A 23264-nucleotide genomic window follows, 5' to 3' on the forward strand; every position below is an offset into this window, starting at 1 on the left:
GATCTCTCTGAAAGGCATGATGCTTCGAAGGATTGAGGCGTGTCGCGAGCGTCGGGTGAGCCGGCTGCGGCGATGCCTGCCGCAGCCGGCTCACCGCGTCACTTCTTCGGCCGTATTGCGTCGGCCGTGCCCTGGATGAAAGCCTGAATCTTCACGACGTCGGCTTCGGTCAGCTTGCCCGTGAAGTCCGGCATGCCCTTGTCGCGGAACGGTCCCTTGAACACGATGTTCTTGAGGTTGGCGATCTCCTCCGCTGGCACGTAGCCGAGGTTGCGGACGTTGCCGCCCTTGTCGACGCCGGGCACGCCGTGGCAGGTGGCGCAGGCGGCGACATAGAGCGCCGTTCCTTCGGGCACGTCCTTCGGATCGTACTTCACGCCCTGGAGAAGGCCTTCGGTCTGGTACTTCACGAACTCCGGCAGCGGCGCCTTGCCGTTCAGCGCGAACGTGTAGACCGTCCCGGGACTTTGCCGCTCGGTTGCCCGTTGCGCCATGCCATAGACTCCGCCCCAGCCGACGGCAATCGAGACATACTGCACGCCGTCGAGCATGTAGGTCGAAGCCGCAGCGACGACGCCGGTGCCGGTCGGTGTTTCCCACAGCGTCTTGCCCGTCGTGGCGTCATAGGCGACGAAGCGTCCATCCGCGGTGCCCTGGAACACCAGGTTTCCGGCCGTGGTCAGCGTGCCGCCGTTCCATGGCGAGGGGTATTCGACGCGCCAGGCTTCCTTCTGCCTGACCGGATCCCATGCGACGAGGCGTCCGAACGGAAGACTCTTGGGCGGCTCTCCGTTGAGCACGAAGCCGACATTCCAGCCGGTGGCGCCGCCGAATTTGCCCGGCGTTGCGGCATTCTGCTTGAACTTCTTTTCCGGAATGAGGTTCAGCGGCACGTTCTGGGCCGGCAGATAGACCAGCCCGGTTTGCGGGTTGAACGACATCGGGTGCCAGTTGTGAGCGCCGTAGGGTCCCGGGATCGAGTCATAGGCCGCGTCGCCGCGCGCGGCCGGCACCTCGACCGGGCGGCCGTTGGCGTCGTAGCCGGTGGCCCAGTTCACATCGACGAAATTCTTCGCCGAGATGAATTTGCCGTTGGTGCGGTCGATCACGAAGAAGAAGCCGTTCTTGGGCGCGTGCAGGATGACCTTGCGCGGCGCGCCGTCGATGCTGATGTCGGCGAGGATCATCGGCTGGGTCGAGGTGTAGTCCCAGTGATCGCCGGGCGTCTCCTGATAGTGCCAGGCGTATTTGCCGGTGTCGGCGTTCAGCGCCACGACCGAGGCGAGATAGAGATTGTCGCCGCCGGCGGGGCTGCGCACGTTTCGGTTCCAGGGGGAACCGTTGCCGGTGCCGATGTAGACGAGATTGAGATCGGGGTCGAAAGTGATGGTGTCCCATGGTGTGCCGCCGCCGCCGTTGAGCCAATATTGACCGGCGGGATCCCAGGTCTTGGCCGCCTTCTCCATCGACTCGTCCTCGAACGGTTTCGACGGATCGCCGGGGACGGTGAACCAGCGCCAGAGCTGGTTTCCGCTTTCGGCATCGTAGGCGGTGACGTAGCCGCGCGCGCCATATTCGGCGCCGCCTTGTCCGATCACGACCTTGCCGTTGAAGACGCGCGGCGCGCCGGTGATGGTGTAGGAATGCTCGTGGTCGATCAGCGTGTCCTTTTCCCAGACCTTCTTGCCGGTTGCCGCGTCGAGCGCGATCAGGCGGCCATCATAGGCGGCCACGAACACCTTGCCCTTGTAGAGGGCGACGCCGCGGTTGACGACGTCGCAGCAGCCCCTGTAGCCGAGCTCGCGGTTGACTTCCGGATCGAAGGTCCAGATGCGCTTGCCGGTTCGCGCGTCGATGGCATGCACGACGCTCCACGGGGCGGTCTGGTACATGATGCCGTCGACGACGACCGGCGTCGCCTCGACGCCGCGCGAGGATTCGAGGTTGTAGGTCCAGACCAGGCCGAGGCCTTTGACGTTGTCGCTCGTGATCTGATTGAGCTTCGAAAAGCGGGTCTCTGCGTAGTCGAGACCGATCGTCGGCCAGTTGTTGGACGTTGCGGTGTTGGCCTTGATGTAGGCGCCGTCGACCTGCGAGGTGATGGCCTTCATGCTCTCCGGCGTCGGGGTCTTCGCGGAATCCTGCGCAGAGGCGGCGGTGATGGATGCGGCGAGGCCGAAGCCTGCGAGAAGACCGACGGCAAGACTGCTGCGGACTGGCCGAGCCGATGAATATCGAGCGGAAAAGCGGTCCCCCAACGTCATCATTTTCCTCCTGTATTCTTGTTTGCCGTAAAGGCACCCCGCCCGCGAGGGCGGAGTGAGTCTACGGATGAATGACTCGCGATCGGATCGCGATGTCGGGCCAAGGATTGCACGAAGGTCTTTCGTGAGGTTCGGCAAAAAGTCTCGCGGCGGCCGGGAATAGTTCCCGGTCGCGCCCGATGAGGCGCGCGCACGACGTGGGACGGGTCGGGAATAATTCCCGATTTGGTCGGGAATTCGTGCGCCGGACCGGGCGGACCTTTTACGGCTGGTGCTCTTCGGCTGTTGGCCTGTATCGTTCGCCTAACCGGCGGGGAACCGAGAGAGCCGGACGATACGGGTGGAGGCGGGCAGGAATGGGCGTTCGTGGTCTGGTCATCATTTCAGTTTCCACGGGAATGGTTGTTGCGACCAACGCGATGGCCGCGCAGGACGAGGAGACCAACATCCAGAACCTGCCGCCGGTCGAGGTGGCGGCACCACCGCCTGCGGCGGCGAGGCGCGTTGCACCGGCGCGACCGGTCGCGCGCGTGGGGGCGCCGGGCTCCGCCGCCCCGAGGACACGGCTTTATGTCTATCCGACCTCGCCGGGCACCGGCCGGGGTCTCGACGTCGACAAGGTTCCATCGGCGATCAATGCCGTCGATGCCAGCCAGATTAGGCGCACCCATTCGCCGAATATCGCCGATGCCCTGCAGCAATACGTGCCCGGCGTCAGCATCAATGAAGTGACCGGCAATCCTTTTCAGCCCGATATTCAGTTCCGCGGCTACGTTGCTTCACCCCTGGCCGGGACGCCGCAAGGCCTCGCCGTTTATCAGAACGGCGTGCGCATCAACGAAGCCTTCTCCGATATCGTCAATTGGGATCTGATTCCGACGGCTGCGATCCGGTCGGCGGTCGTGGTCACCAACAACCCGGCGTACGGCTTGAATGCCCTCGGCGGCGCCATCGATCTGCAGATGAAGAATGGTTTCAACTATCAGGGTGCCGAAATCGACATCATGGGCGGCTCGTTCGGTCGTATTCAGGGCTCTGCGCAATGGGGCAAGCAGGTCGATGGAAACTGGTCTGTCTATGGCGCACTCGAAGGCATTCACGACAACGGCTTCCGCAATTTTTCGTCGTCGGACGTCCGGCGCTTCTACGGTGACGTCGGCTATCGCTTTGAAGGGAACGAATTCCACCTCAATGGCGGCGTCGCCAACAATTCGCTGGCTGGTCCCAGTACTGTTCCGGCCGAACTGCTCCAGCAATATTGGGGAGCCACCTACACGACACCACAGACCATCTCCAACAAGGTCGCTTACCTCAACTTGACCGGCAAGGTGGAGGCGACGCCGACCTGGACCTTTGAAGGCACGGCACGCGTGCGGCGCTTCAAACAAAGTACGGTCGACGGTAATCCGACCGATACCCTGCCCTGCGACGACCCGACCTTGTTGTGCTTTGACGATGACGACGTCCCGGCTTTCGGCCTGAATGGCGTGCAACTCGCCAACACCTTTGGACCTGGTGCCATTCTCAGCCAGATCGATCGCACCTCCACCAAGTCGACCTCGTTTGGCGTGTCCGGACAGGCAACCAACACGGATCAGCTGTTCGGTCACGGGAACCGCTTTGTGGTCGGCGCAAGCTATGACCTCAGCAAGACGCATTTCACGGGCAGCACCGAACTGGGAACGATCGGCACTAACTATGTCGTTACGGGCAGCGGCATATTCCTCGGTCAGTCGGGCGAGCCGACGTCGATCGGCCCGGTGTCGCTTCGCACCGTCAACCAGTATCAGGGCCTCTATGCGCTGGACACGTTCGACGTGACGGATCGTTTTGCGATCACTGGCGGCGGACGGTTCAACGCCGCCCAAATTTCCCTAATGGACCAGCTCGGCACCGCGCTCAACGGCGATCATGCCTTCTACCGCTTCAATCCCATCGTCGGAGGCACCTTCAAGATTACGCCCGAAATAACGGCCTATGCCGGCTACTCCGAAGCCAACAGAGTGCCGACACCGCTCGAGCTCGGCTGCGCCGATCCGGCGCGGCCGTGTGTCATCGGACAATTCCTGGTCGCCGACCCTCCGCTGCAGCAAGTGGTGTCCAAGACGGTGGAAGCAGGCTTCCGCGGTACGAAGGAGCTGATCATCGGTTCGCTCGGATGGAAGATCGGTGCCTACCGGGCCACCAACTACGATGACATCGTCGCGACCCCGATCCCGGGCTTGACCGGTTTCGGCTTCTTCCAGAACGTTGGTCGCACGCGCAGGCAGGGGCTCGAAGCCGAGGTGAGCCTGAAGTCGAACGTGCTGCAGTTCCAGGCGAGCTATGCATTCCTCGATGCGCGCTTCCTCGATGCGCTAACGCTGGGCTCGGATAGCCCGTTCGCAGACGCCGACGGCAATATCCAGGTCTTGCCGGGCAATCAGATTCCGCGCCTGCCGCGCCATCTCATCAAGGCCAGCGTCGAATACGCAGTTACCGATGTCTGGAAAGTCGGTGGCGACGCGCTCTTTGTCTCAAGCCAGTATTTCGTCGGCGACGAATCCAACCAGTTTCCGCAGTTGCCGTCCTACGCGGTTTTCAATCTGCACACGTCCTATCGGGTCACGAAGAACGTTCAGCTCTATGGTCGCGTCAACAATATCTTCGACCACCGCTACTCGACACTCGGCACCTTCTTCGATCGCGACGCCCTGCCGAACTTCACCAATGGTGGCGCGGAGTTCGTCGACCCGCGCTCGCTGAGCCCGGCGAGGCCAAGGGCATTTTACGCAGGAATGCGGGTGACGTTCTAGGCGCATGCGAAGTGCGGTGCGATTGGGATGATTCGTTGCCGTGCTTCGGGTTATTCTTCGAGCAGGGCCTTTTTCGGAAGGCCGCTGCACACCTTTCTGGATCATGCTCTAAACTAGGCCAGTCCCAGGCCACCATCGACTGCGAGAACTTGGCCCGTTATCCATTGCGAGGCGGGACCTGCAAGCTGCAGGACCCATCGCGCAATGTCGTCGGGAACGCCGCGCCGACCGAGCGGTATTCGCGCGCGCTCTTCGTCCTTGACGGCTTCGGCCGCGTCCGCGGACAGCCCCATCATTCCGGTCAAGGCGCCGGATTCGGTTGGGCCGGCCGCGATCGCATTCACCCTTATTCCAAGTGGCGCGAGCTCGAGCGCCCAGCAGCGTGTCAGGTGCTCCAGCGCCGCCTTGCTCGCGGCGTAGTGGGACAGTCCCGCGGCCGGCCGGTGACCAAACGTCGAGGAGATGTTGATGATGGTGCCCCGCGTTGACTGCAGGTGAGGAAGGGCGGCGCGGGCCAGCAGGCTCGGACCGACCACATTGACGGAAAATATGTCCGCGATCCGCTCGGCCGCAACATCCGACAACGGAAGGATGGCTCCCGCGCCGGCGTTGTTGACGAGCGTGTCCAGCCGGCCCCATCTGCTGATCGCCTCGGTGATGGTCCGCCCGGCGTCTTCCGCGGAAGCGGTATCCGCAATCAGGCCGGCGATGTTCTGATGCTCCGCCATCGTTTTCTCAATAGCTGCGGCACGACGGCCGGTGATGAGCACCTTGTTGCCTTGGTTGGCGAAACGGAGAGCTGCGGCTCGACCGATGCCGGAACTGCCGCCGGTGATGATCACGACTTTGTTTTCTTGCATGTTCATTCGCGTGGTTGCGCCGTTCGAAATCGCCGGAGCGACCGTAGACCAACGTTTCGGCTTCGACGGCTCAGTGCATGTGGAGTCCCGGAGCGCAAACCCGTCGCGATGAGCGCGCGCCCCGGTTGGATTCGGTCCGGCAAGCGCTCAATAGTCCCAGGACACCGGCACCCAGCGGAAAGCGTCGCCGGCGACAGCGACATGGCCGACGGACGGGAACGGCATATGCGTGGCCACCAGCAGTTCGCGGTTCGCCGCAAGCTCCCGCAAAAGGTTCACTCTGACGCGGGCGGCCTCCTCGGGATCGTGTTCGAAGCCGTTGTGCCAGTCTGGGTGTTCGAACCCGACGGTGAACACGAGGTCACCGGCGAATGTCAGTCGCTCGCCTCCGGAGGTCAGGCGGACCACGCTGTGCCCGGGGGTGTGACCGCCGGTGCGGCAGACCACCACTCCCGGTGCGACCTCGAATTCGGCTTCAAACGTCCGGAGCTGGTTGTGATATTCGTGCGCGAACCGCTTGGCCGTCTGTCGAAGTGCCTCGGGGAATCCCGGCGGCATGGAGACGCGGGAGAAATCGGGCGACTCCCAGAACTTGACTTCGGCGGCTGACACATGGATCCGCAGGTCCGGACGCAGCCGGTCTTTCACGCCTTCGACGAGCAAGCCGCCGACATGGTCCATGTGCATGTGGGTCAGCACCACGTCGGTCACGGATGCCAGATCGATGCCGGCGGCCTCCAGTCGCTTGACCAGCTGCCCGGCTCGCGGGAGGTGCAGGTCCGGGTCCAATCCGAGCCCGGCGTCGATCAGAATGGTCTGCGCTCCGCTGCGCACCACGACCACGTTCAACGCCCAGTCGAACGCGTCCGGCGGCAGGAACATGTCGTCCAGCCAGGCCGCGCGGACCGCGGGGTCGGCATTGTGCGCCAACATCTCGGCGGGCAGCGGCAGTACGCCGTCGCTGACCACCAGCACGTCGATGTCGCCGACCTTCAGCGCATAGCGCGACGGGACAAGCTCTTCGGGCTTCGATGTCGCGGGGTAGGAGGTGTTGTGCAGGTTCATGTTGATCTCCTGTTTCAGTGCTTCTGGCTGGTCTTGGTCGATCCGGTAGCGCAGCCAGGGAGCGCGGCCGTCATCGTGTCGTGCGTTAGAGGCTGGTCACGCGTTCCGGATCGGCAGACGCGAGCGCAGCGGCGCGTTCGGCCTTCGGCGGGTAGATCCAGACCGTGTTGATCTCCTGCTTCGTCTTCTTGGCGACGTCACCGACCATCTCGACCTTGCGATCCCAGCCGCGCGTGAACAATGCGCCGGCTTCGCCGAGATCGAGACAGGTGACGTAGGCCTTCTGGTGGTAGGACCTGGTCGGAACGCCGAGCAGTTCGGCGGCGGCATTGTTGCCTGCAAAGGCGCCCATCCGCGTGGCATGCTGGCAGGACATCAGTGCGTAATTGCCCTCGTCGTCGCAGGCGGCACGGGCCGCATCGCCGGTCGCGAAGACGCCCTCGACGCCTGGCACCCGCAAGCAGCGATCGACCAGCAGCCGGCCGAAATTGTCGCGCTCGGCGGGGATTTGCGCCGACAGAGGGGCGGCTCGGATACCCGCCGCCCAGATCACGGTTTCGGTTTCGATGTGCTCACCGCTGGACAGGGTGACGCCGGACCCGTCGAGCGAGGCGACACCGGCACCGAGGCGGGTCTCCACGCCGAGCTTGTGGAGGGCGCTCTCGATGACCGGCCGCGGACCTGCACCCATGTCGGGTGCGATCGCGCTGTTGCGCTCGACGATGATGACACGAGTCCTGGCATTCGGGCCGAGGATTGCGCGGAGCCGCGCCGGCATTTCGGTGGCCGCCTCGATGCCGGTGAAGCCGCCGCCGGCGACGACGACCGTGTCGCGTCCGTTCACGGCCGGTCGCTTGGCAAGGCCATGCAGGTGCCTGTCGAGCGCGATCGCATCGTCGAGCGAGTCGACGCTGAACCCGTGTTCGGCAAGACCCGGGATGTTCGGGCGGAACAGCCGGCTGCCGGTGGCGACCACGAGGCGATCGTAGGAGAGCGTCTTCTTGCTGCCCTCCGCCGTGGCGATCCTCACCATCCGGGATTGGGTTTCAACCGTCTCGACGCTGCCCTGAACATAGGTGACGTCGATCGCCTCGAGCACATCGAGGAGCGGTGCCGTCAAGGTCTCCGGATTCTTCTCGTAGAGCCGCGGGCGGACGACCAGCGTCGGCTCGGGTGCGACCAGCGCGATCTCGAATTCGTCGGGCGAGACGCCCTGGATCTCGCGCAGGCGGGCTGCGGAAAGGGCGGCGTACATGCCGGCGAAGCCGGCGCCGATGATGACTAGTCGCATTGACGGTCTCCTTTGGTTGATCTTCCTGGGCACAGTTGCGTTGCCGCTGCCGCTGCGGGTTTGCGGCAAGTCCTGTCGCGGTCAGCGACGACGCGAATGATTGAAGCGAGCTTGCTGACGCCTATTGGAGCGGGCAGCCGGTCGACCAGTCCTGACGAAAGACGATCGACCGCGCGGACTTGCGGCTCCAGTCCTGGTAGGGAAGGCGGAAGCTGTCCCCGCTGATCACCGAAATCACCGGGTGGGCGCGTTGTGCGGATTGCGGCGGAATGTCGTCACCTGTTGCTGAAGTGAAGCGAACAGCCAGCGTAAGTCCGTACACGACCGCGGTGACGAGACCCTTGCGTGATGAGGTGATGGCCAACCGGTGGACAAAGTCTTTCCCGATCATCATTTGCCTCCGTCATGGGATTGGACATGGTGACGATCTAACCGATCAGGCGTGCCGCTGCCCCAGCGCGATTGCTGTCGCCATCGAGCGATTGCTGCTAACGCATGCGCCTGCGCCATTCGCTCGGCGTTTCGCCGGTGAGCTTCCTGAAGGCTGCGGCGAACGCCGTCTGCGAGGAATAGCCAAGCGCCGCAGCGATCGAGACGACCGGGTCGTCGCTCTCCCGCAGCATGTTCATGGCCTGCTCGAGCCGGTGTTGGCGCAGCCAGGCATGCGGCGAGAGCCCGGTGCTCTCCTTGAAGGCGCGGCAGAAGTGAAAGCGCGAGAGGCCGGCATCGGACGCCAGCGCATCGAGGGAGACGTCCGCATCGCTGTCCGAGCGCAACCGTTCGATCGCGCGGAGCAGGACCTTCGGCGACAGCCCGCCCATGGTCGGTTGGAACGTGGCCGGTGAACCCGTGTGCGCAGCCAGGACGCGCGTGGCAAGAAGATCCGTCACCTGGTGCCGGAACAGCGTGTCGAGGACCCCATTGCCTTCGAGCGCATCCGCTGCGCTCAAGAGCAGCCGGGACGTAATGGGGTCAGGGTGCGCGGTCCGCTCCAGCAGGTCGGTCGCTCCTGCGATTCCGGCTTCTCCGGCAACGCGCTTCAGTGTCGCATTCGGAAGGTAGAGCTGAACGACATCAACGGGCTTCGGAATGTCCCATCGGGAACTCGATCCTTCCGGGATGATGATCACGACTCCAGGACGAAACGTGCCGATCGAAACCGATTTTCCCGACCGGCGCTCCATGCGCTGCATCACGCCGTTATAGGCCATGATCACGTGGTGGCTCATGGGTTCGACGACGTCATGCAATGGATCGTGGTTCCAGTGCGCGATCCCGGCGCCGGAGGAGTCCAGCGCCATGCGGGTCGGTTCGGTCCTGAGCACCCGCGCCATCTCCGCCTCGGCGGCGCGCCGCTCGGCCATGGCGATGTCGACGGGGTGTGCGCTGGGGAGGGACGGGCGGCCCTCGGACGAGGGATTGCGCATAGGTGCGGTGCTCCCGGTCATTGCGTGGCTCCTTCTGATCGCTTGCTGCCTCAGATCAGGTGCCCGTGCTTTTACGGGTCGGCGCGGGTTCTATGCGGTGCACAGGCTCCGGGTCTTGCCTGAAGCGGTTCTGCTTTGCCCGATCCTGCTCCAGGCGATCGCGCGGTTTCGCGAACGCACGATGAGCGACGTTGAGCTGCCGCCCCGGCGCCGCGGGCTTGGCGCCGCCTTTAACCGATCAGAAACCATGGAAAATGATCTGAAAATTTTAATGAAACTGCTCGGTCCTCTCCGCGTCGATTTGTCGGAGGGCCCGTCTGATGACAGAACGCCAGTTGAGAGAGCAGGAATTCCTGATCGCGCGTTACCGGCATTTGGAGCGCGAAGTCACCGACCCGCTTGCCGCGCATCTGCTTCACAGCATCATCGAGGAGCTTGAGGCCGAGCTGCGCAAGGAAAGACCGGGTTGGCACGGGCACGGCCATTAACGATTTCTTGGCATTAAATCGTGCCAATGGTCGGCGTGGGAATATCAGGAGAGACTGCTCCCATGCTGAAGGACGGCACCTACGCGGCGTGGTACAGGACGCCGCTCGACCAGGGTACCGGGATCGTCCATGTCGCAGACGGCCAGATTTGGGGCCGTGATAGCCTGATGACGTATCACGGCTGCTGCACGATCGATGGCGACTGCTTCACCGCGACCGTATCGACGAAGCGTCATACAGATGGGCGTTCGACGGTCTTTGGCGTTGAGGATGAGCTCACGCTGGACATCGAGGGACGCTGCCCCGGCAGGATCGCGAGCTACACCGCTACGGCACAACAGGTGCCGGGAATGATCCTTCATGGCACACTCATCCTGACGGAACAGCAGCCGCCCGCACGCGAACGAGCCGAGCAGGTGCCGGCGTTCAATCCCGACAGGCTGCGAAAATTGCCGAAGCGCTCGCGCTGATCGGAAAGCCACCGCGTCGGCTCGCCCGCATCCATATGTCGCGCCAAGGCCGCCAGTTTCTGCATCCGGCCTTCGCCAAAGCTTGCTTTTCAAACGGCCCGCGACTCGCCATTGTGCGTCCGCAACCACCGGAAGCGGAGAAGCATCGATGACGGACAAGGTCTCGCGTCGCCAGCTCGCGAAGATCGCGGGGCTGTCCGCAGCCGGGATGACTGGCGCGCTCGACGCAGCCGAAGCCAAGCCGGCACGGCCGCCGCGCGGTGGAAGCAGCTTTCCGTCGGGCTTCGTCTGGGGCACGGCGACCTCGTCCTACCAGGTGGAAGGCGCGGTCGACGAGGACGGGCGAGGGCCGTCGATCTGGGACAAGTTCGTGCGCGTTCCCGGCAAGATCGAGGACGGCACCACGGGCGACCGCGCAAATGAGCACTATCACCGCTACAAGGAGGACATCGCGCTCATCAAGGAGCTCGGCTGCAGGGCCTATCGCTTCTCTGTGGCCTGGCCGCGGCTGTTTCCGGACGGCGACGGCAAGCCCAACCCGAAGGGGCTCGACTTCTACAATCGTCTCGTCGACGAGCTCCTGAAGAACGGCATCGAGCCGTGGCTGACGCTCTATCATTGGGACCTGCCCCAATCGCTCGAGGACCGCTTTGGCGGCTGGCGTTCGACGGAAACCTGCAAGATCTTCGGCGATTACGCGGCCTATGTCGCCGAGCGTCTGACCGACCGGGTCAGGAACGTGTTCACGCTGAACGAGAGCGGCCGCTTCGTCTATTTCGGTTACGGCATCGGCATCGACGCGCCGGGCCTGACGCTGCCGCAGGCCGATGTCAACCAGATCAGGCACAACAGCGCGCTGGCGCACGGACTCGCGGTGCAGGCGGTGCGCGCCCATGGCCGCCGCGGCACCAGGGTTGGGCCGGCCGAGAACGTCGATGCCTGCGCCCCCGCGATCGACACGCCGGAGAACGTTCGCGCAGCGGAGATCGCGCTGCGTGAGATGAATGCCGGCTATCTCAACGTCATCATGACGGGGCGCTATACCGACGCCTTCCTGAAATTCGCCGGGCCCAACGCGCCGAAATTCACCGATGCGGAGCTTAAGATCATCTCCTCGCCGGTCGACTTCCTCGGCCTCAACATCTACGCGCCACAGAATTACGTCGTGGCCTCCGACCAGGGCGCGGGCTTCATGCCGCTGCCGATCCCGAAATCGTTTCCGCACATGAATTCGGACTGGCTGCGCGTGGGGCCCGAGACGATCTACTGGGTGCCGAAGCTGGCGGCAAAGATCTGGAAGACGGATGCGATCTATATCAGCGAGAACGGTGCATCCGGCGACGATGCGGTGACGCCCGACGGCAAGATCTACGACACCGATCGCATCATGTATTTGCGCAACTATCTCGCCCAGCTCCAGCGCGCCACCAGCGAGGGCGTACCGGTGCGCGGCTATTTCCTCTGGAGCCTGATGGACAATTTCGAGTGGGTCTATGGCCTGAACAAGCGCTTCGGCCTCTACCACGTCAATTTCGACACCCAGGTTCGCACGCCCAAACTCAGCGCCAGCTTCTATCGCAACGTGATCGCGAAGAACGCGGCAGGGGTGTAGCTCTTCTCCCTCTCCCCGTTCTTACGGGGAGAGGGCAGGGGTGAGGGGCTCTCTCCGCGAGTCCATCTGTCACCGTCCTTGCTGAAGCTCCCCCTCACCCGGATTTTCCGCTGCGCGTAAAATCCGGCCTCTCCCCGCACGTGGGGAGAGGCGAAGAAGCCCGTCCAGATTGACTCTCCTCTCCCCGTTATTCAGAACTGTCCTCAACATCCATAAACGAGAGGACAACGCCCATGCCCGACGCACTGATCATCGATGCCTGCCGGACCCCACGAGGCATCGGCAAGGCCGGCAAGGGAGCGCTCTCCGGCATTCATCCACAGCAACTGGGCGCAACCGTGCTGCGCGCGCTTGCCGATCGCACCGGCATCGATACGGTCGACGTCGACGACATCGTCTGGGGCTGCAGCGCGCAGGTCGCAACGCAAAGCGGCGATCTCGGCCGCATGTCCGCGCTCGATGCCGGCTACGACGTGCGCGCCAGCGCGGTGACGCTCGACCGCTTCTGCGGCTCCGGCATCACCAGCGTCAACATGGCCGCAAGCTCGATCATGGCCGGCACTGAGGACCTCGTCATCGCCGGCGGCTGCGAGATGATGTCGATGGACGGACGCCGTGGCGGCGGTCCGATGATGATGGACGGCGGCAATCTCCGTCTGCGCGCGCGGCATCCGCAGTCGCATCAGGGCGTCTGCGCCGATGCGATCGCGACCATGGAAGGCATCACGCGAAGGGATGTCGACGCGCTCGGGCTGGAGAGCCAGAAGCGCGCCGCGCATGCGATCGCCAACGGCCACTTCAAGAAGAGCCTCGTGCCGGTTCACCGCGAGGACGGCAGCCTCGCGCTCGACCACGAGGAGTATCCGCGTCCGCAGACCACGATGGAGGGCCTCGGCAGCCTGAAGCCGGCATTCCCCGCGATTGCGGACTACGCGCTCGACGACAAGGGCACGACCTATCGCGGCCTGATCCTGCAAAAATATCCCGATCTGAACATCGACTTCGTGCATCACGCCGGCAATTCCTCCGGCGTCGTCGACGGCGCGGCCGCGATCCTTCTGGCTTCGCCCGCCTACGCCAAGGCGCATGGCCTTAAAGCCCGCGCCCGCGTGGTCGCGATGGCCAACATGGGGGACTCGCCGACCTTGATGCTGAACGCCCCGGTGCCGGCGACGCGCAAGGTGCTGGCGAAGGCGGGCCTCACCATCGACGACATCGACCTGTTCGAGATCAACGAGGCGTTCGCGGTGGTGACGGAAAAATATATCCGCGACCTCAAGCTCGACCGCGCCAAGGTCAACGTCAATGGCGGTTCGATCGCGCTCGGCCATCCGATCGGTGCCACCGGCTCGATCCTGATCGGCACCGTGCTCGACGAGCTCGAGCGGCGCGATCTCAAGCGCGGTCTCGTCACCATGTGCGCGGCCGGCGGCATGGCGCCGGCCATCATCATCGAGCGCGTCTAGCCGATCGCCCCTTACTTTCTCCCTGTTTTTGCGGGGCGGAAGACCGGCGACATGCGATCCGACCCTTATTTTTCAGGGTGAAACACGACCGGCCTTTCACAAAGAGGCCGGTCTTCGCTTGTCGAAAGCGGCGAATCAGTTCTAGCAAGATGTCGTGCGGGCCTTTGAAACAAGGCAAAATCCGCTGCTCAAGGCTCCTTCCGCACTGGAAGTGGCTAAAATGCAGGGTTTTTTGTCACAGAGGGCCAAAAATGCCCGTAAAACCGCGACAAAACTGTGCAGAAGGCTATAGGCCTTCGCCGGTTGGTCTAATATGCAGCCGTCACGAATCAGAGGAGACACGATGGCAACCCAAATGTCCAAATCGCAGTTGATCGAAAAGATTGCGACCGCCACAGAGCTTTCCAAGCGCGACGTCAAGAACGTCATGGAGACGCTGACCGACGTCGGCCACAAGGAGCTCAAGAAGAACGGCCTGTTCCTGGTGCCGGGCTTCGCCAAGTTCGTGGTCATCAAGAAGCCCGCGACCAAGGCGCGCAAGGGCACCAACCCGTTCACGGGTGAAGAGATGATGTTCAAGGCCAAGCCGGCCCGCAAGATCGTCCGCGCCCGCCCGGTCAAGGCGGCCAAGGACGCCGTGGGCTAACAACGCAAAGGCCCCCTCGGGTTAGAGGGGGCCTTTTGTTTGGGGCAGCCGTGAGGGCCTGAGACGGAGGGGCTCAACCCTTGCGGCGCTTCACCCGGACCGGGACCGGCTGAAGCCGCGGCTCAGGCGCCGCAAGCGCATCGCGAACCCGGTCGATCGCGCGATCGAGCAACTGGCGCAGCCGCTGCGTCTTCCGCGATCTCTTCGCTTTCTCCAGCAGTTTCTTCATCGCATTCACTCCGCCGCTTCGACCTTGACCTCGGTCGGCTCGAGCGCCGCGGCGATGGCCTCGTCGACGCGCTCCAGCCAGATGAACTCGAGGTTGTCCCGCGCGCTCTTCGGGATGTCGTCATAGTCCCGCTTGTTGCGCGCGGGCAGCATCACCCGCTTCAATCCGGCGGCGGCCGCAGCCACCACCTTCTCCTTGATGCCGCCGACCGGCAGCACCAGGCCGCGCAGCGAGATCTCGCCGGTCATGGCGGTGTCGCTGCGCACGGTGCGGTTGGTGAGCAGGGACGTCAGCGCCGTGAACATCGCAACGCCGGCGCTCGGCCCGTCCTTCGGGGTTGCTCCAGCGGGCACGTGAACGTGGATGTCGCTCTTCTCGAACGCTTGCGGATCGATGCCGAGCTGCGCGGCACGGCTCTTTACCAGCGTCATCGCAGCCTGCACGCTCTCGCGCATGACGTCGCCGAGCTGACCGGTCAGGATCATGCCGCCCTTGCCGGGCACCTTTGATGCCTCGATGAACAGGATGTCGCCGCCGACCGGCGTCCAGGCAAGGCCGGTGGCCACGCCGGGAACGCTGGTGCGCTGGGCGATCTCGCCTTCGAAGCGCGGCTGGCCGAGCACGGTGGCGATGTCCTTCGGCGCGATCACGACCTTCGTGGCCGTGCCTTCGGCGACCTGCACCGCCGCGTGGCGGAACAGCTTGCCGATCTCGCGCTCGAGGTTGCGCACGCCGGCCTCGCGGGTATAGCCCTTGACCACCAGCTTCAGCGCCTCCGGCTCGATCTCGGCCTGCTCGGCCGAGAGGCCATTGGCCTCAAGCTGCCGCCGCACCAGATAGCGCTGCGCGATCTCGAGCTTCTCGTCCTCGGTGTAGCCGGCAAGGCTGATCAGCTCCATGCGGTCCAGCAGCGGACCCGGGATCTGGTCCAGCATGTTGGCGGTCGCGATGAACACCACGCGCGACAGGTCGAAGGGCACGCCGAGGTAATTGTCCCGGAACGTCCCGTTCTGCTCGGGGTCGAGCACCTCAAGCATGGCGGCGGAAGGGTCGCCCTGCACGCCACGGCCCATCTTGTCGATCTCGTCCAGCATCATGACGCAGTTCCGGCTGCCTGCCTTCTTGATGCCCTGGATGATGTTGCCGGGCAGCGCGCCGATATAGGTGCGCCGGTGACCGCGGATCTCGGCCTCGTCATGCACGCCGCCCAGGCTGACGCGCACGAAGGGGCGATCCATCGCGCGTGCGATGGATTGACCGAGCGAAGTCTTGCCGACGCCGGGCGGGCCGACGAAGCACAGGATCGGCGCCTTGCCCTGCGGGGCGAGCTTGCGCACCGCCAGATATTCGATGATCCGGCTCTTGATCTTCTCCAGGCCGAAATGATCCGCATCGAGGATGCGGCGCGCCTCCTTGATGTCGATCGGCTTCTCCGCGGGCAGCGCCCAGGGCAGCTCGATCAGCCAGTCGAGATAGGTGCGGACCATGCCGGCTTCGCCGGCGGCTTCCGGCATGCGCTCGTAGCGGCGCAGCTCCTTCTTGGCGTGCGCCTCCGCCTCCGGGGGCATGTTGGCCTTGGCGATCGCCGCCGTCAGCTCGGTGACCTCGGCCGCCTTGCCGTCGCCTTCGCCGAGCTGGCGCTGGATGGTTGCCATCTGCTCGCGCAGGATCGCCTCGCGCTGCCGCTCGTCGAAGGAGGCCTTGGTCTGCTGGCCGATCTCCTTGCTGATGCGCAGCACCTCCAGCCGCTCGGCCAGGTGCTTCGACACCTTCTCCACGCGGAGAGCGAGGTCGATGGTCTCCAGCACCTCCTGCTTGTCCTGCGGCTTGATGTCCATGAAGGAGGTCGCCAGATCCGCCAGCGCGCCGGGCGCGCTGGTGCCCTGGAAGACCGCAGCCAGCTCCGGCGGCGCCTGCGGCAGCAGCTCGATCGCCTCGATCGCCAGGCGCTGCAGGTTCAGCGCGCGCGCCTCGATCTCGGGTGAGGTCGTGGTCGGCTCGGGGATCTGCTGGAAGCGGGCGGCCGGGAACGGTGTCCCCGGCAGGAAGTCGAGGATGCGCGCGCGCTGCACGCCCTGGCAGACGATGTGGTTGGTGCCGTCGGGCGCGGTGATGTAGCGCACGATGTTGGCGATGGTTGCGACCCTGTAGAGGTCGTCCGGCCCGGGGTCATTGGTCTCGGGGCTGCGTTGCAGGACGATGCCGATCGGCCGCTGCTCGCGCAGCGCCTGCTGCGCGGCGGCAATGGACTTCGCCCGGCCGATCGTGATCGGCGCGATGGCGCCGGGAAACAGCACCATCTCGCGCACGGGGATGATGATCAGCGCGTCTTCGGGGATCTTCACGTCGTTGTTGGTCTGTTCGTTGTTCATCTGTTCGTTGGCCATGATCGACCTCAGGATTTGGCGAGGCGCAGCGCGACACAGCCGTCCATTACGAAGCGGCTGATGGCGTAGCGGCCAAGGGGCAATGCAATGCGGCGCTCAAAACGCCCCTGTGGCAGCTCGAGCCGATGGATGCGGGCGTTGCGAAGCTCCGGCGGAAGGGTGCGCTGGCCGGAGATGACGAGAACGCCGTCATGGATGACCGTCTCGACATTGTCCGGATTGACGCCGGGAAGCGCCACCAGGATCAGGAGCTCGCGCTCGGTTTCGAGCACGTCGATCGGCGGCTCCCAGCAGGCTTCCTGGCGGCCGAACTGCTGGCGCAGCCGGTCGGCGCGGGTCAGCGAATCCAGCGCTTCGGACAGCATCCAGTCGAGGGGATTTTTGGGTTGCATGATGCGGGCTCGGGGGTGGGAAAGCCTGCATATGGGGCTGGTTCCCGGGAAATCCAGTGCGTTGGCGCCGGTGTGCCATGCGCCGTCATGCCATCGAACAAGAAAGCGTCGAACGAGAAAACGCCGCGGCAAGGGCCGCGGCGTTTCGTCATTGGCCGGTGCGGGTCAGGCCGCGGCGCGGTACTCTTCTTCCGCTTCCAGGTTGATCACGGAGGTGGCGAGCTCCGTCAGGGTGTGATCGGTCGCCTCTTCCTCGTCCAGCGTCTCCTGGAGCAGCCTTGCCGCGTCCTGCATGCCGAGCTCCTCGGCCCAGGTGCGGAGCGTGCCATAGCGGGAGATCTCGTAGTGCTCGACAGCCTGGGCGGCCGCGAGCAGCCCCGCATCGAGCGCCGGCGCGCCCTTGAACTCCTTCATGATCTCGGCACCCTCGTCGGTAATGCCGTTGATGGCCTCGCAGGGCTTGCCGCGTGCTGGCTTGCCCAGCATCCTGAAGATCTGGTCCAGCCGCTTGACCTGGCCCTGGGTCTCGCGCAGGTGCTTGTTGAAGGCGGCGGTCAGCTCTTTCGACTGCGCTGCCTTCGCCATCTTGGGCAAGGTCTTGATGATCTTGTTCTCGGCGAAATAGATGTCCTTCAGCGTCTCCAGAAACAGGTCGCTGAGCATCTTCGGGGCCTGACGCGGTCGCCGCGCCGCTGTCTTCCTGGTCGCGCGCTTCTTTGCTCGTTTAGCCATACGTCCTCCTCTTGAGGTGACACGGGAAGGCGTCGCCTTCCTCAATCCTCGGGCGATCAAAACCTTGGGAGAACGAAAGTTCCAAACTGCAACCCGCGTTCGCGGATCGCTCAGGTCGGGCGCTTGTACGGGTCTTCCTGGCGCTGCCGCTCTTCCGTCGCGCGATCGAGGCGTGCCCGCTCGCTGCGGCGCAGGTGGCCGGCTTTCATCACCCCGTAAACGAGGGCCCCGCCGAGCACGAACGCGCCGATGAACCAGAGCCAAAGCATCTGAGCCGAGGCGTGGCCCAAGAGCATGCCAACTCCGCTGTCACTCATGATTGGTCTCCACCGATCTCCGTTGCGGTCATGCTGAGCTAAGTCGGCTGTCGAAACCTCGTTCCATGCGCCTGCGGCGTCAGACCAGATCCGCAAGCGGTGGCCGGACCGGCACACCCTTGGGCTCGCTGCCCCGGGCGGTGAAGTCACCGGATTCGGCAGAACTCCGCTGCCATTTCGCCACGTCGCCGAGACGGAGAGGATCCGGGACTCTTTCGCTTGCGCTGCCGTATTGCTTTGACGTACTTCCGGTCTGACAAGCCCTTCGTCAGGAAATCGCAATGTCGATGAGAGCGGACGAACTCGCCAAGAGACAGGCCATTATCGACGCCTGCCGGCGCATGAACGCGCTCGGCATCAACCAGGGCACCTCGGGCAATATCAGTGTCCGGCATGCGGACGGGCTCCTGGTCACGCCGACCAGCGTGCCCTATGATGCCATGTCGCCGGACCAGATCGTCTTCATGGCCATGGACGGCACACACGCGCCCGAGCAGAAACCGTCCAGCGAGTGGCGCTTCCATCGCGACATCCTGAAGTCGCGGCCCGACGTCAATGCCGTGGTGCACGCCCATCCGACCTATTGCACCATCCTGGCGATCATGGGCATGGAGATTCCGCCCGTGCACTACATGATCGCGGCGGCCGGCGGCGACAGCATCCGCTGCGCGCCCTATGCGACGTTCGGAACGACGGAGCTGTCCGAACATGCGGTGCGGGCGCTGGAAGGCCGGCTTGCCTGCCTGCTCGACCACCACGGCATGATCGCGATCGGCAAGACGCTGGACAAGGCGATGTGGCTCGCCGTCGAGGTCGAGACGCTGGCGCGGCAATATCACGGCTGCCTCCAGATCGGACGGCCGCCGCTGCTCTCCAGCGACGAGATCGAGCGGGTCCGCCGGCGCATGGCCGGCTACGGACTGGCGGAAGGGTAGGGGCGGGCAGAGGGTGTTCGTGCGGATCAGGCATCTCGTCGATCGCAAGGGGACGAACCGCACCATGGTTCGGCTGCGCGCCCTGCTGCGCAGCAACGAGTTCTACCTGATCCCGCTCGCGCTCGTGATCGGCACGCTCGCGGGTTCGGTCGTGACGCTGATGGCCCAGATTGCCCAGCTCGCGCATGTGGTGATCTACGGCATTCCCATTGATGTTCACCTGTCGGCTCACGAGAGCGTCAGCCCGTGGGCGGCGCTGATCGCACCTGCGCTCGGAGGGCTCTCGCTCGGCATCATGGAATGGTCGCGGCGGCGCATGAAGATCTCGAACGCGGTGGACCCGATCGAGGCCAATGCGCTACGCGGCGGCAATCTGTCGATGCGCGACAGCGTGGTGGTGTCGAGCCAGACGCTGATCTCCAACGGCTGCGGCGCCTCGGTCGGCCTCGAGGCCGGCTATACCCAGATCGGTTCGGGAATCGCTTCGCTGCTCGGCAAGTTCTTCAATCTTCGCCGCAACGATCTGCGTCTGATGGTCGGTTGCGGCGCGGCGGCCGCGATCGCGGCGGCATTCGGCGCGCCGATCACCGGCGCCTTCTACGCCTGCGAGCTGATCGTCGGCGTCTATTCGGTCGGCAGCGCCGCGCCGATCCTGGCGGCCTCGCTGGCGGGCGCCCTGACCGCGCAATGGCTGGGTGGTGCACCCTATTCGCTGGAGATCCCCAAGGTCAGCGCCGTCGGCGTCGAGCAGTACCTGGCCCTGATCGTGCTCGCCCTCATCACCAGCGGCGTCGGCATCGCCGTGATGCGCTCCTCGCCGATGTTCGAGCGCCTGTTCGCCTGGATGCCGGTCTGGCTGCGTCCGGTGATCGGCGGCCTCATCGTCGGCGGCTTCGCGATCATCACGCCGCAGGTGCTGGCGGCCGGCCACGGTGCCATGGTGCTCGATCTCTTTCACGAGATGACGATCGGCCTGATCGCGCTGGTCATCGCCTTGAAGGTAACGGCCTGCCTGATCTCGCTCGCCTCGGGTTTTCGCGGTGGCCTGTTCTTCGCCTCGCTGTTCGTCGGCAGCCTGATCGGAAAGTTCTTTGCCGCGGTGCTGCTCCTGATCAGCCCGAACTTCGCGATCGATCCGCTGGTGGCGATGCTGACGGGAATGGCGACGCTCGGTGTCGCCATCGTCGGCGGTCCCCTGACGATGTCGTTCCTCGTGCTCGAGATGACCCGCAATGTCGACGTCACCGCCGTGGTGCTCGCCGGCTGCATCGTCACCTCGATCTGCGTCCGCTTCATGTTCGGGCACTCCTTCTCGACCTGGCGGCTGCATCTGCGCGGCGAGACCATCCGCAGCGCCAACGACGTCGGCTGGCTGCGCAACCTCACGGTCGAGCGGCTGATGCGCTCCGACGTCGGCAAGGTGCCGTCGACCACGACGATCGCCGCGGTCCGCCGCGAGTTCGCGCTGGGCTCGCGGCCCGGAATCGTGATCGTCAACAATGCGGACGAATATGTCGGGCTGGTCATGCTGCCCGACCTGTTCTCCAACGATCTCGACAGCATCGCCGACGACATTCAGGTGATCGAGCTCGCCCGCCTGATCGACATCGTGCTGATCCCGGAAATGAACGTGAAATCGGCGATGGCGGTGTTCGACGAGGCCGAGGCCGAGATGCTGGCGGTGGTAGATTCCACCGACAGCCGCAAGGTGGTCGGCTTCCTCACCGAGAGCTTCGCCCGCCGCCGCTATGTCGAGGAGATCGACAAGGCGACGAGGGGCGTGCTTGGGGCGCTCTCGTAAGGATCGGCTATCGGCCGGGTGGCGCAGCGACGAGGCAGGCGACGATCCGGCGGACCAGTGGCAGGACCATGAGCAGCGTCGGAAACGCCACGAACCAGGACAGCGCCCAGGCGCCTGGCCAGGTCGCCAGGAACGCCGGTGTTGCGCCGAGGCTTCGCAGCGTCGATATGACCGAGACCACCGCGGTCATGAGGATGGACAGCACGAATGGCATGACGATCGGCGCATAGCGCGCCGGCAGTTTGCGAACCGCAATCATCTGAACTTCTTTCGAGGAAAAGGACGCGTCGATCACGTTGAACCTTGAAAATGCATCGATCCCGACGGCGTCGGTTGATGCGTTGGTTCACGTGAAACGCTTACGGCGACCGAGAAACGGTGCGGCTGTTCATTAACCGCTCAGGTTGGATGGTTCAAGCTGGACCTGATCGTTCGGTTTACAATCGTTCAAAGCGTGGCAGATCGCCGCGATCATGAAACTACTTCAATGGTTTGCGCGTTATAGGAGGTTTGCTTATGTCTTTTTGGCGAGAACAGAGGCGAGAACAGAGGAAGGTCGAAATGAGTATTGGACCGATGATTTCCGCAGCTGGCCGCAACACGGTCGTGGCCGCGTTCGCAAGCCTCGCCCTGATTGCGGCCTCCGCATCCCCGTCCACGGCCGCCTCGGCCGGGACACCGGTCGCCAAGGCGGCTGTCAAGGCGGCCGTTGCCGGCCAGGCCGCGTCCGACGTCACTGATTTCAGCGCAGCCCGGCGTCGCCATTACCGCCGAGGCGGGCCGAACGCCGCAGGTCTCGCCTTCATGGGTATGGCGGCAGGTCTGATCGGAGGCGCGATCGCCGAGAGCCGCCGCCGCGAGTACTACGAGAACCGCTACTATTATGGCCCGCGTCCTTACTATGGCGGCCCGGGCTATTATGGCGGTCCGGGTTACTACGGCGGCGGTCCCAATTATTACGGTCCGGGCTATGGTTACGCGCCGTATTGAGCAGGCCAGCTGACGGATTGAGTTGCCCAGAAGAGGGCGGCGCTTCGTGCGGCCCTCTTTGATGTATCGGTACCCTTGTAGCCCGGGTGAGCGCAGCGATACCCGGGACCGTGCTTGTGAAAACCCGGATGTCGCTCCGCTCATCCGGGCTACGGCACCTTGCTGTGTCGCCGTCTGTCAATCCGGCTCCGTGAAAATATTCCACTTTACCGAAATTCGGATTTGTCGTATGTGTCGCCCATCCCGGCTCATCCTTGAGGGGCGATCATGTGGTCGTCATTGTCGCGAGCCGGGCTTGCGGTGGACGCGGCAGCGTCGTGCACGAGAGGTGAAGGGCAGGGCGGATTGCTCTCCGTGAGCCCGAAGCTGCGTGCGGACGAGCGGCGCTGCTAGGCTTCGTCTCGTCAGTAAGTTTCCGGCTCCGTCGACAGGGCCGGGAAAACTGCGGCGAAATGGCGGGCCGTGCGTACGGCAAAACCGTGTGGTCCTGGCCGTCGTTGCTACGGTCAAGCTCTTGCGGAGGCGGCAATCGCGTCAACCGGCGCGGAGGTCGGTGAATTTCGCAGGAATGAGGGAGGCCAGAACGAACTCGGCTCCCGGAGAGCGCGGCATAAGCCGTCCGACCATCGCGCAGGGAAGGCCGAGTGATTGGCACCACCTGTATGCTGCTGTGCGGTCTCTTCGCGCTACATTTTCGCGCAGCGGACCGCGGGTGCGAGGTCAGCACCCGGTCTTCCCTGCGCCCTCTTGGCTCGAGAGGGTGAGCGACGAAGCAAAACTCGGGCGGAATGTGCTGCGAGAATGCGAAGGCGTGTCTGTGCTTCAAGATGCATGTTGGAAGAATGGCATCGTCGCCTCATTTTCCGCAATGACGACGTCGACAGAGCCTGCGCCATACTCAGCTGTCTTGCCCCGGACGCGGCGCAGCGTCCCTTCGACGGTGCGCTGCTGAGCCGGGGCCCATGTTGCGGCATCGTGCCGTGTGGCCCCTGGGGCGCGGCCAATTATTCGGCAATTCCGCCAGCGGCGCCGGTGGACTTGCCCGCCACAATCCGGTTCAATGAACCGGTTGAGGTTTCAGGCGACGAGGGTGTCGA

At 64.3% G+C, this 23264-nt stretch carries 21 protein-coding genes; 9 read left to right on the forward strand and 12 right to left on the reverse strand.

Annotation, left to right across the window (positions count from 1 at the left end; all coding sequences use genetic code 11):
- Window positions 1-98 precede the first annotated feature (98 nt).
- Window positions 99-2267 carry a PQQ-dependent dehydrogenase, methanol/ethanol family gene (locus EDE08_RS22280; protein ID WP_207913064.1) on the reverse strand — a complete coding sequence of 723 codons (2169 nt, stop codon included), beginning with the start codon at window positions 2265-2267 and terminating at the stop codon, window positions 99-101.
- Between the two features lie 353 nt (window positions 2268-2620).
- On the opposite strand from EDE08_RS22280, the gene EDE08_RS22285 reads away from it, so the two are divergent.
- The gene (locus EDE08_RS22285) at window positions 2621-5059 is read left to right on the forward strand and encodes a TonB-dependent receptor (protein WP_131871034.1); all 2439 of its coding nucleotides are present in this window, start codon (window positions 2621-2623) and stop codon (window positions 5057-5059) included.
- A gap of 113 nt (window positions 5060-5172) precedes the next feature.
- Here the strand turns inward: EDE08_RS22285 and EDE08_RS22290 are convergent, their stop codons facing one another.
- The 5 genes from EDE08_RS22290 to EDE08_RS22310 all read right to left on the reverse strand — a co-directional run bounded on the left by EDE08_RS22290 (window position 5173) and on the right by EDE08_RS22310 (window position 9723).
- A complete protein-coding gene (locus EDE08_RS22290) occupies window positions 5173-5919 on the reverse strand; it encodes an SDR family NAD(P)-dependent oxidoreductase (RefSeq protein ID WP_245524853.1) in 747 nt (248 codons plus the stop codon).
- Between the two features lie 147 nt (window positions 5920-6066).
- The gene (locus tag EDE08_RS22295) at window positions 6067-6984 is read right to left on the reverse strand and encodes an MBL fold metallo-hydrolase (RefSeq protein ID WP_165936096.1); all 918 of its coding nucleotides are present in this window, start codon (window positions 6982-6984) and stop codon (window positions 6067-6069) included.
- Window positions 6985-7069: 85 nt separating this feature from the next.
- Window positions 7070-8275 (reverse strand): NAD(P)/FAD-dependent oxidoreductase, encoded by a 1206-nt coding sequence (locus tag EDE08_RS22300; protein WP_131870939.1) that lies wholly within the window; start codon window positions 8273-8275, stop codon window positions 7070-7072.
- Between the two features lie 121 nt (window positions 8276-8396).
- Entirely contained in the window at window positions 8397-8666 is a 270-nt protein-coding gene (locus tag EDE08_RS22305) for a hypothetical protein (RefSeq protein ID WP_165941764.1), read from the reverse strand.
- A gap of 97 nt (window positions 8667-8763) precedes the next feature.
- Window positions 8764-9723 (reverse strand): helix-turn-helix domain-containing protein, encoded by a 960-nt coding sequence (locus tag EDE08_RS22310; RefSeq protein WP_245524854.1) that lies wholly within the window; start codon window positions 9721-9723, stop codon window positions 8764-8766.
- Window positions 9724-10022: 299 nt separating this feature from the next.
- Between EDE08_RS22310 and EDE08_RS38535 the strand changes: the two genes are divergently transcribed.
- The 5 genes from EDE08_RS38535 (at window position 10023) to EDE08_RS22330 (ending at window position 14384) form a co-directional block, all read left to right on the forward strand.
- Window positions 10023-10190 (forward strand): hypothetical protein, encoded by a 168-nt coding sequence (locus EDE08_RS38535; protein WP_165936097.1) that lies wholly within the window; start codon window positions 10023-10025, stop codon window positions 10188-10190.
- 62 nt (window positions 10191-10252) lie between these two features.
- A complete protein-coding gene (locus EDE08_RS22315) occupies window positions 10253-10660 on the forward strand; it encodes a hypothetical protein (RefSeq protein ID WP_165936098.1) in 408 nt (135 codons plus the stop codon).
- A gap of 148 nt (window positions 10661-10808) precedes the next feature.
- Window positions 10809-12272 carry a GH1 family beta-glucosidase gene (locus EDE08_RS22320; protein ID WP_131870943.1) on the forward strand — a complete coding sequence of 488 codons (1464 nt, stop codon included), beginning with the start codon at window positions 10809-10811 and terminating at the stop codon, window positions 12270-12272.
- Between the two features lie 233 nt (window positions 12273-12505).
- Window positions 12506-13738 (forward strand): acetyl-CoA C-acetyltransferase, encoded by a 1233-nt coding sequence (locus EDE08_RS22325; protein ID WP_131870944.1) that lies wholly within the window; start codon window positions 12506-12508, stop codon window positions 13736-13738.
- A gap of 343 nt (window positions 13739-14081) precedes the next feature.
- On the forward strand, window positions 14082-14384 hold the full coding sequence (locus EDE08_RS22330) for an HU family DNA-binding protein (RefSeq protein ID WP_025037698.1): 303 nt from the start codon (window positions 14082-14084) through the stop codon (window positions 14382-14384).
- A gap of 73 nt (window positions 14385-14457) precedes the next feature.
- Here the strand turns inward: EDE08_RS22330 and EDE08_RS38540 are convergent, their stop codons facing one another.
- From EDE08_RS38540 to EDE08_RS22350, 5 genes are all read right to left on the reverse strand, one after another.
- Complete coding sequence (locus EDE08_RS38540) at window positions 14458-14613, reverse strand: hypothetical protein (protein WP_162832024.1); 156 nt, start codon at window positions 14611-14613, stop codon at window positions 14458-14460.
- Between the two features lie 5 nt (window positions 14614-14618).
- Complete coding sequence (gene lon / locus EDE08_RS22335; RefSeq protein ID WP_131870945.1) at window positions 14619-17000, reverse strand: endopeptidase La; 2382 nt, start codon at window positions 16998-17000, stop codon at window positions 14619-14621.
- 8 nt (window positions 17001-17008) lie between these two features.
- The gene (locus EDE08_RS22340; protein ID WP_024342525.1) at window positions 17009-17392 is read right to left on the reverse strand and encodes an Hsp20/alpha crystallin family protein; all 384 of its coding nucleotides are present in this window, start codon (window positions 17390-17392) and stop codon (window positions 17009-17011) included.
- A 165-nt stretch (window positions 17393-17557) separates the two neighbouring features.
- Entirely contained in the window at window positions 17558-18124 is a 567-nt protein-coding gene (locus EDE08_RS22345) for a YciE/YciF ferroxidase family protein (RefSeq protein WP_131870946.1), read from the reverse strand.
- 110 nt (window positions 18125-18234) lie between these two features.
- The gene (locus EDE08_RS22350; protein WP_131870947.1) at window positions 18235-18441 is read right to left on the reverse strand and encodes a hypothetical protein; all 207 of its coding nucleotides are present in this window, start codon (window positions 18439-18441) and stop codon (window positions 18235-18237) included.
- A gap of 281 nt (window positions 18442-18722) precedes the next feature.
- On the opposite strand from EDE08_RS22350, the gene EDE08_RS22355 reads away from it, so the two are divergent.
- Window positions 18723-19376, forward strand: a complete 654-nt coding sequence (locus EDE08_RS22355) for an L-fuculose-phosphate aldolase (protein ID WP_207913066.1) — start codon at window positions 18723-18725, stop codon at window positions 19374-19376.
- A gap of 13 nt (window positions 19377-19389) precedes the next feature.
- Entirely contained in the window at window positions 19390-21177 is a 1788-nt protein-coding gene (locus EDE08_RS22360; RefSeq protein WP_131870948.1) for a chloride channel protein, read from the forward strand.
- Between the two features lie 7 nt (window positions 21178-21184).
- On the opposite strand, the gene EDE08_RS22365 is transcribed toward EDE08_RS22360, so the two are convergent.
- Entirely contained in the window at window positions 21185-21436 is a 252-nt protein-coding gene (locus tag EDE08_RS22365) for a DUF2798 domain-containing protein (protein WP_131870949.1), read from the reverse strand.
- Between the two features lie 302 nt (window positions 21437-21738).
- On the opposite strand from EDE08_RS22365, the gene EDE08_RS22370 reads away from it, so the two are divergent.
- Complete coding sequence (locus EDE08_RS22370) at window positions 21739-22167, forward strand: hypothetical protein (RefSeq protein ID WP_131870950.1); 429 nt, start codon at window positions 21739-21741, stop codon at window positions 22165-22167.
- Window positions 22168-23264: the final 1097 nt, after the last annotated feature.

Origin of the sequence: Bradyrhizobium sp. R2.2-H (assembly GCF_004346455.1) — a bacterium.
GTDB lineage: Bacteria > Pseudomonadota > Alphaproteobacteria > Rhizobiales > Xanthobacteraceae > Bradyrhizobium > Bradyrhizobium diversitatis.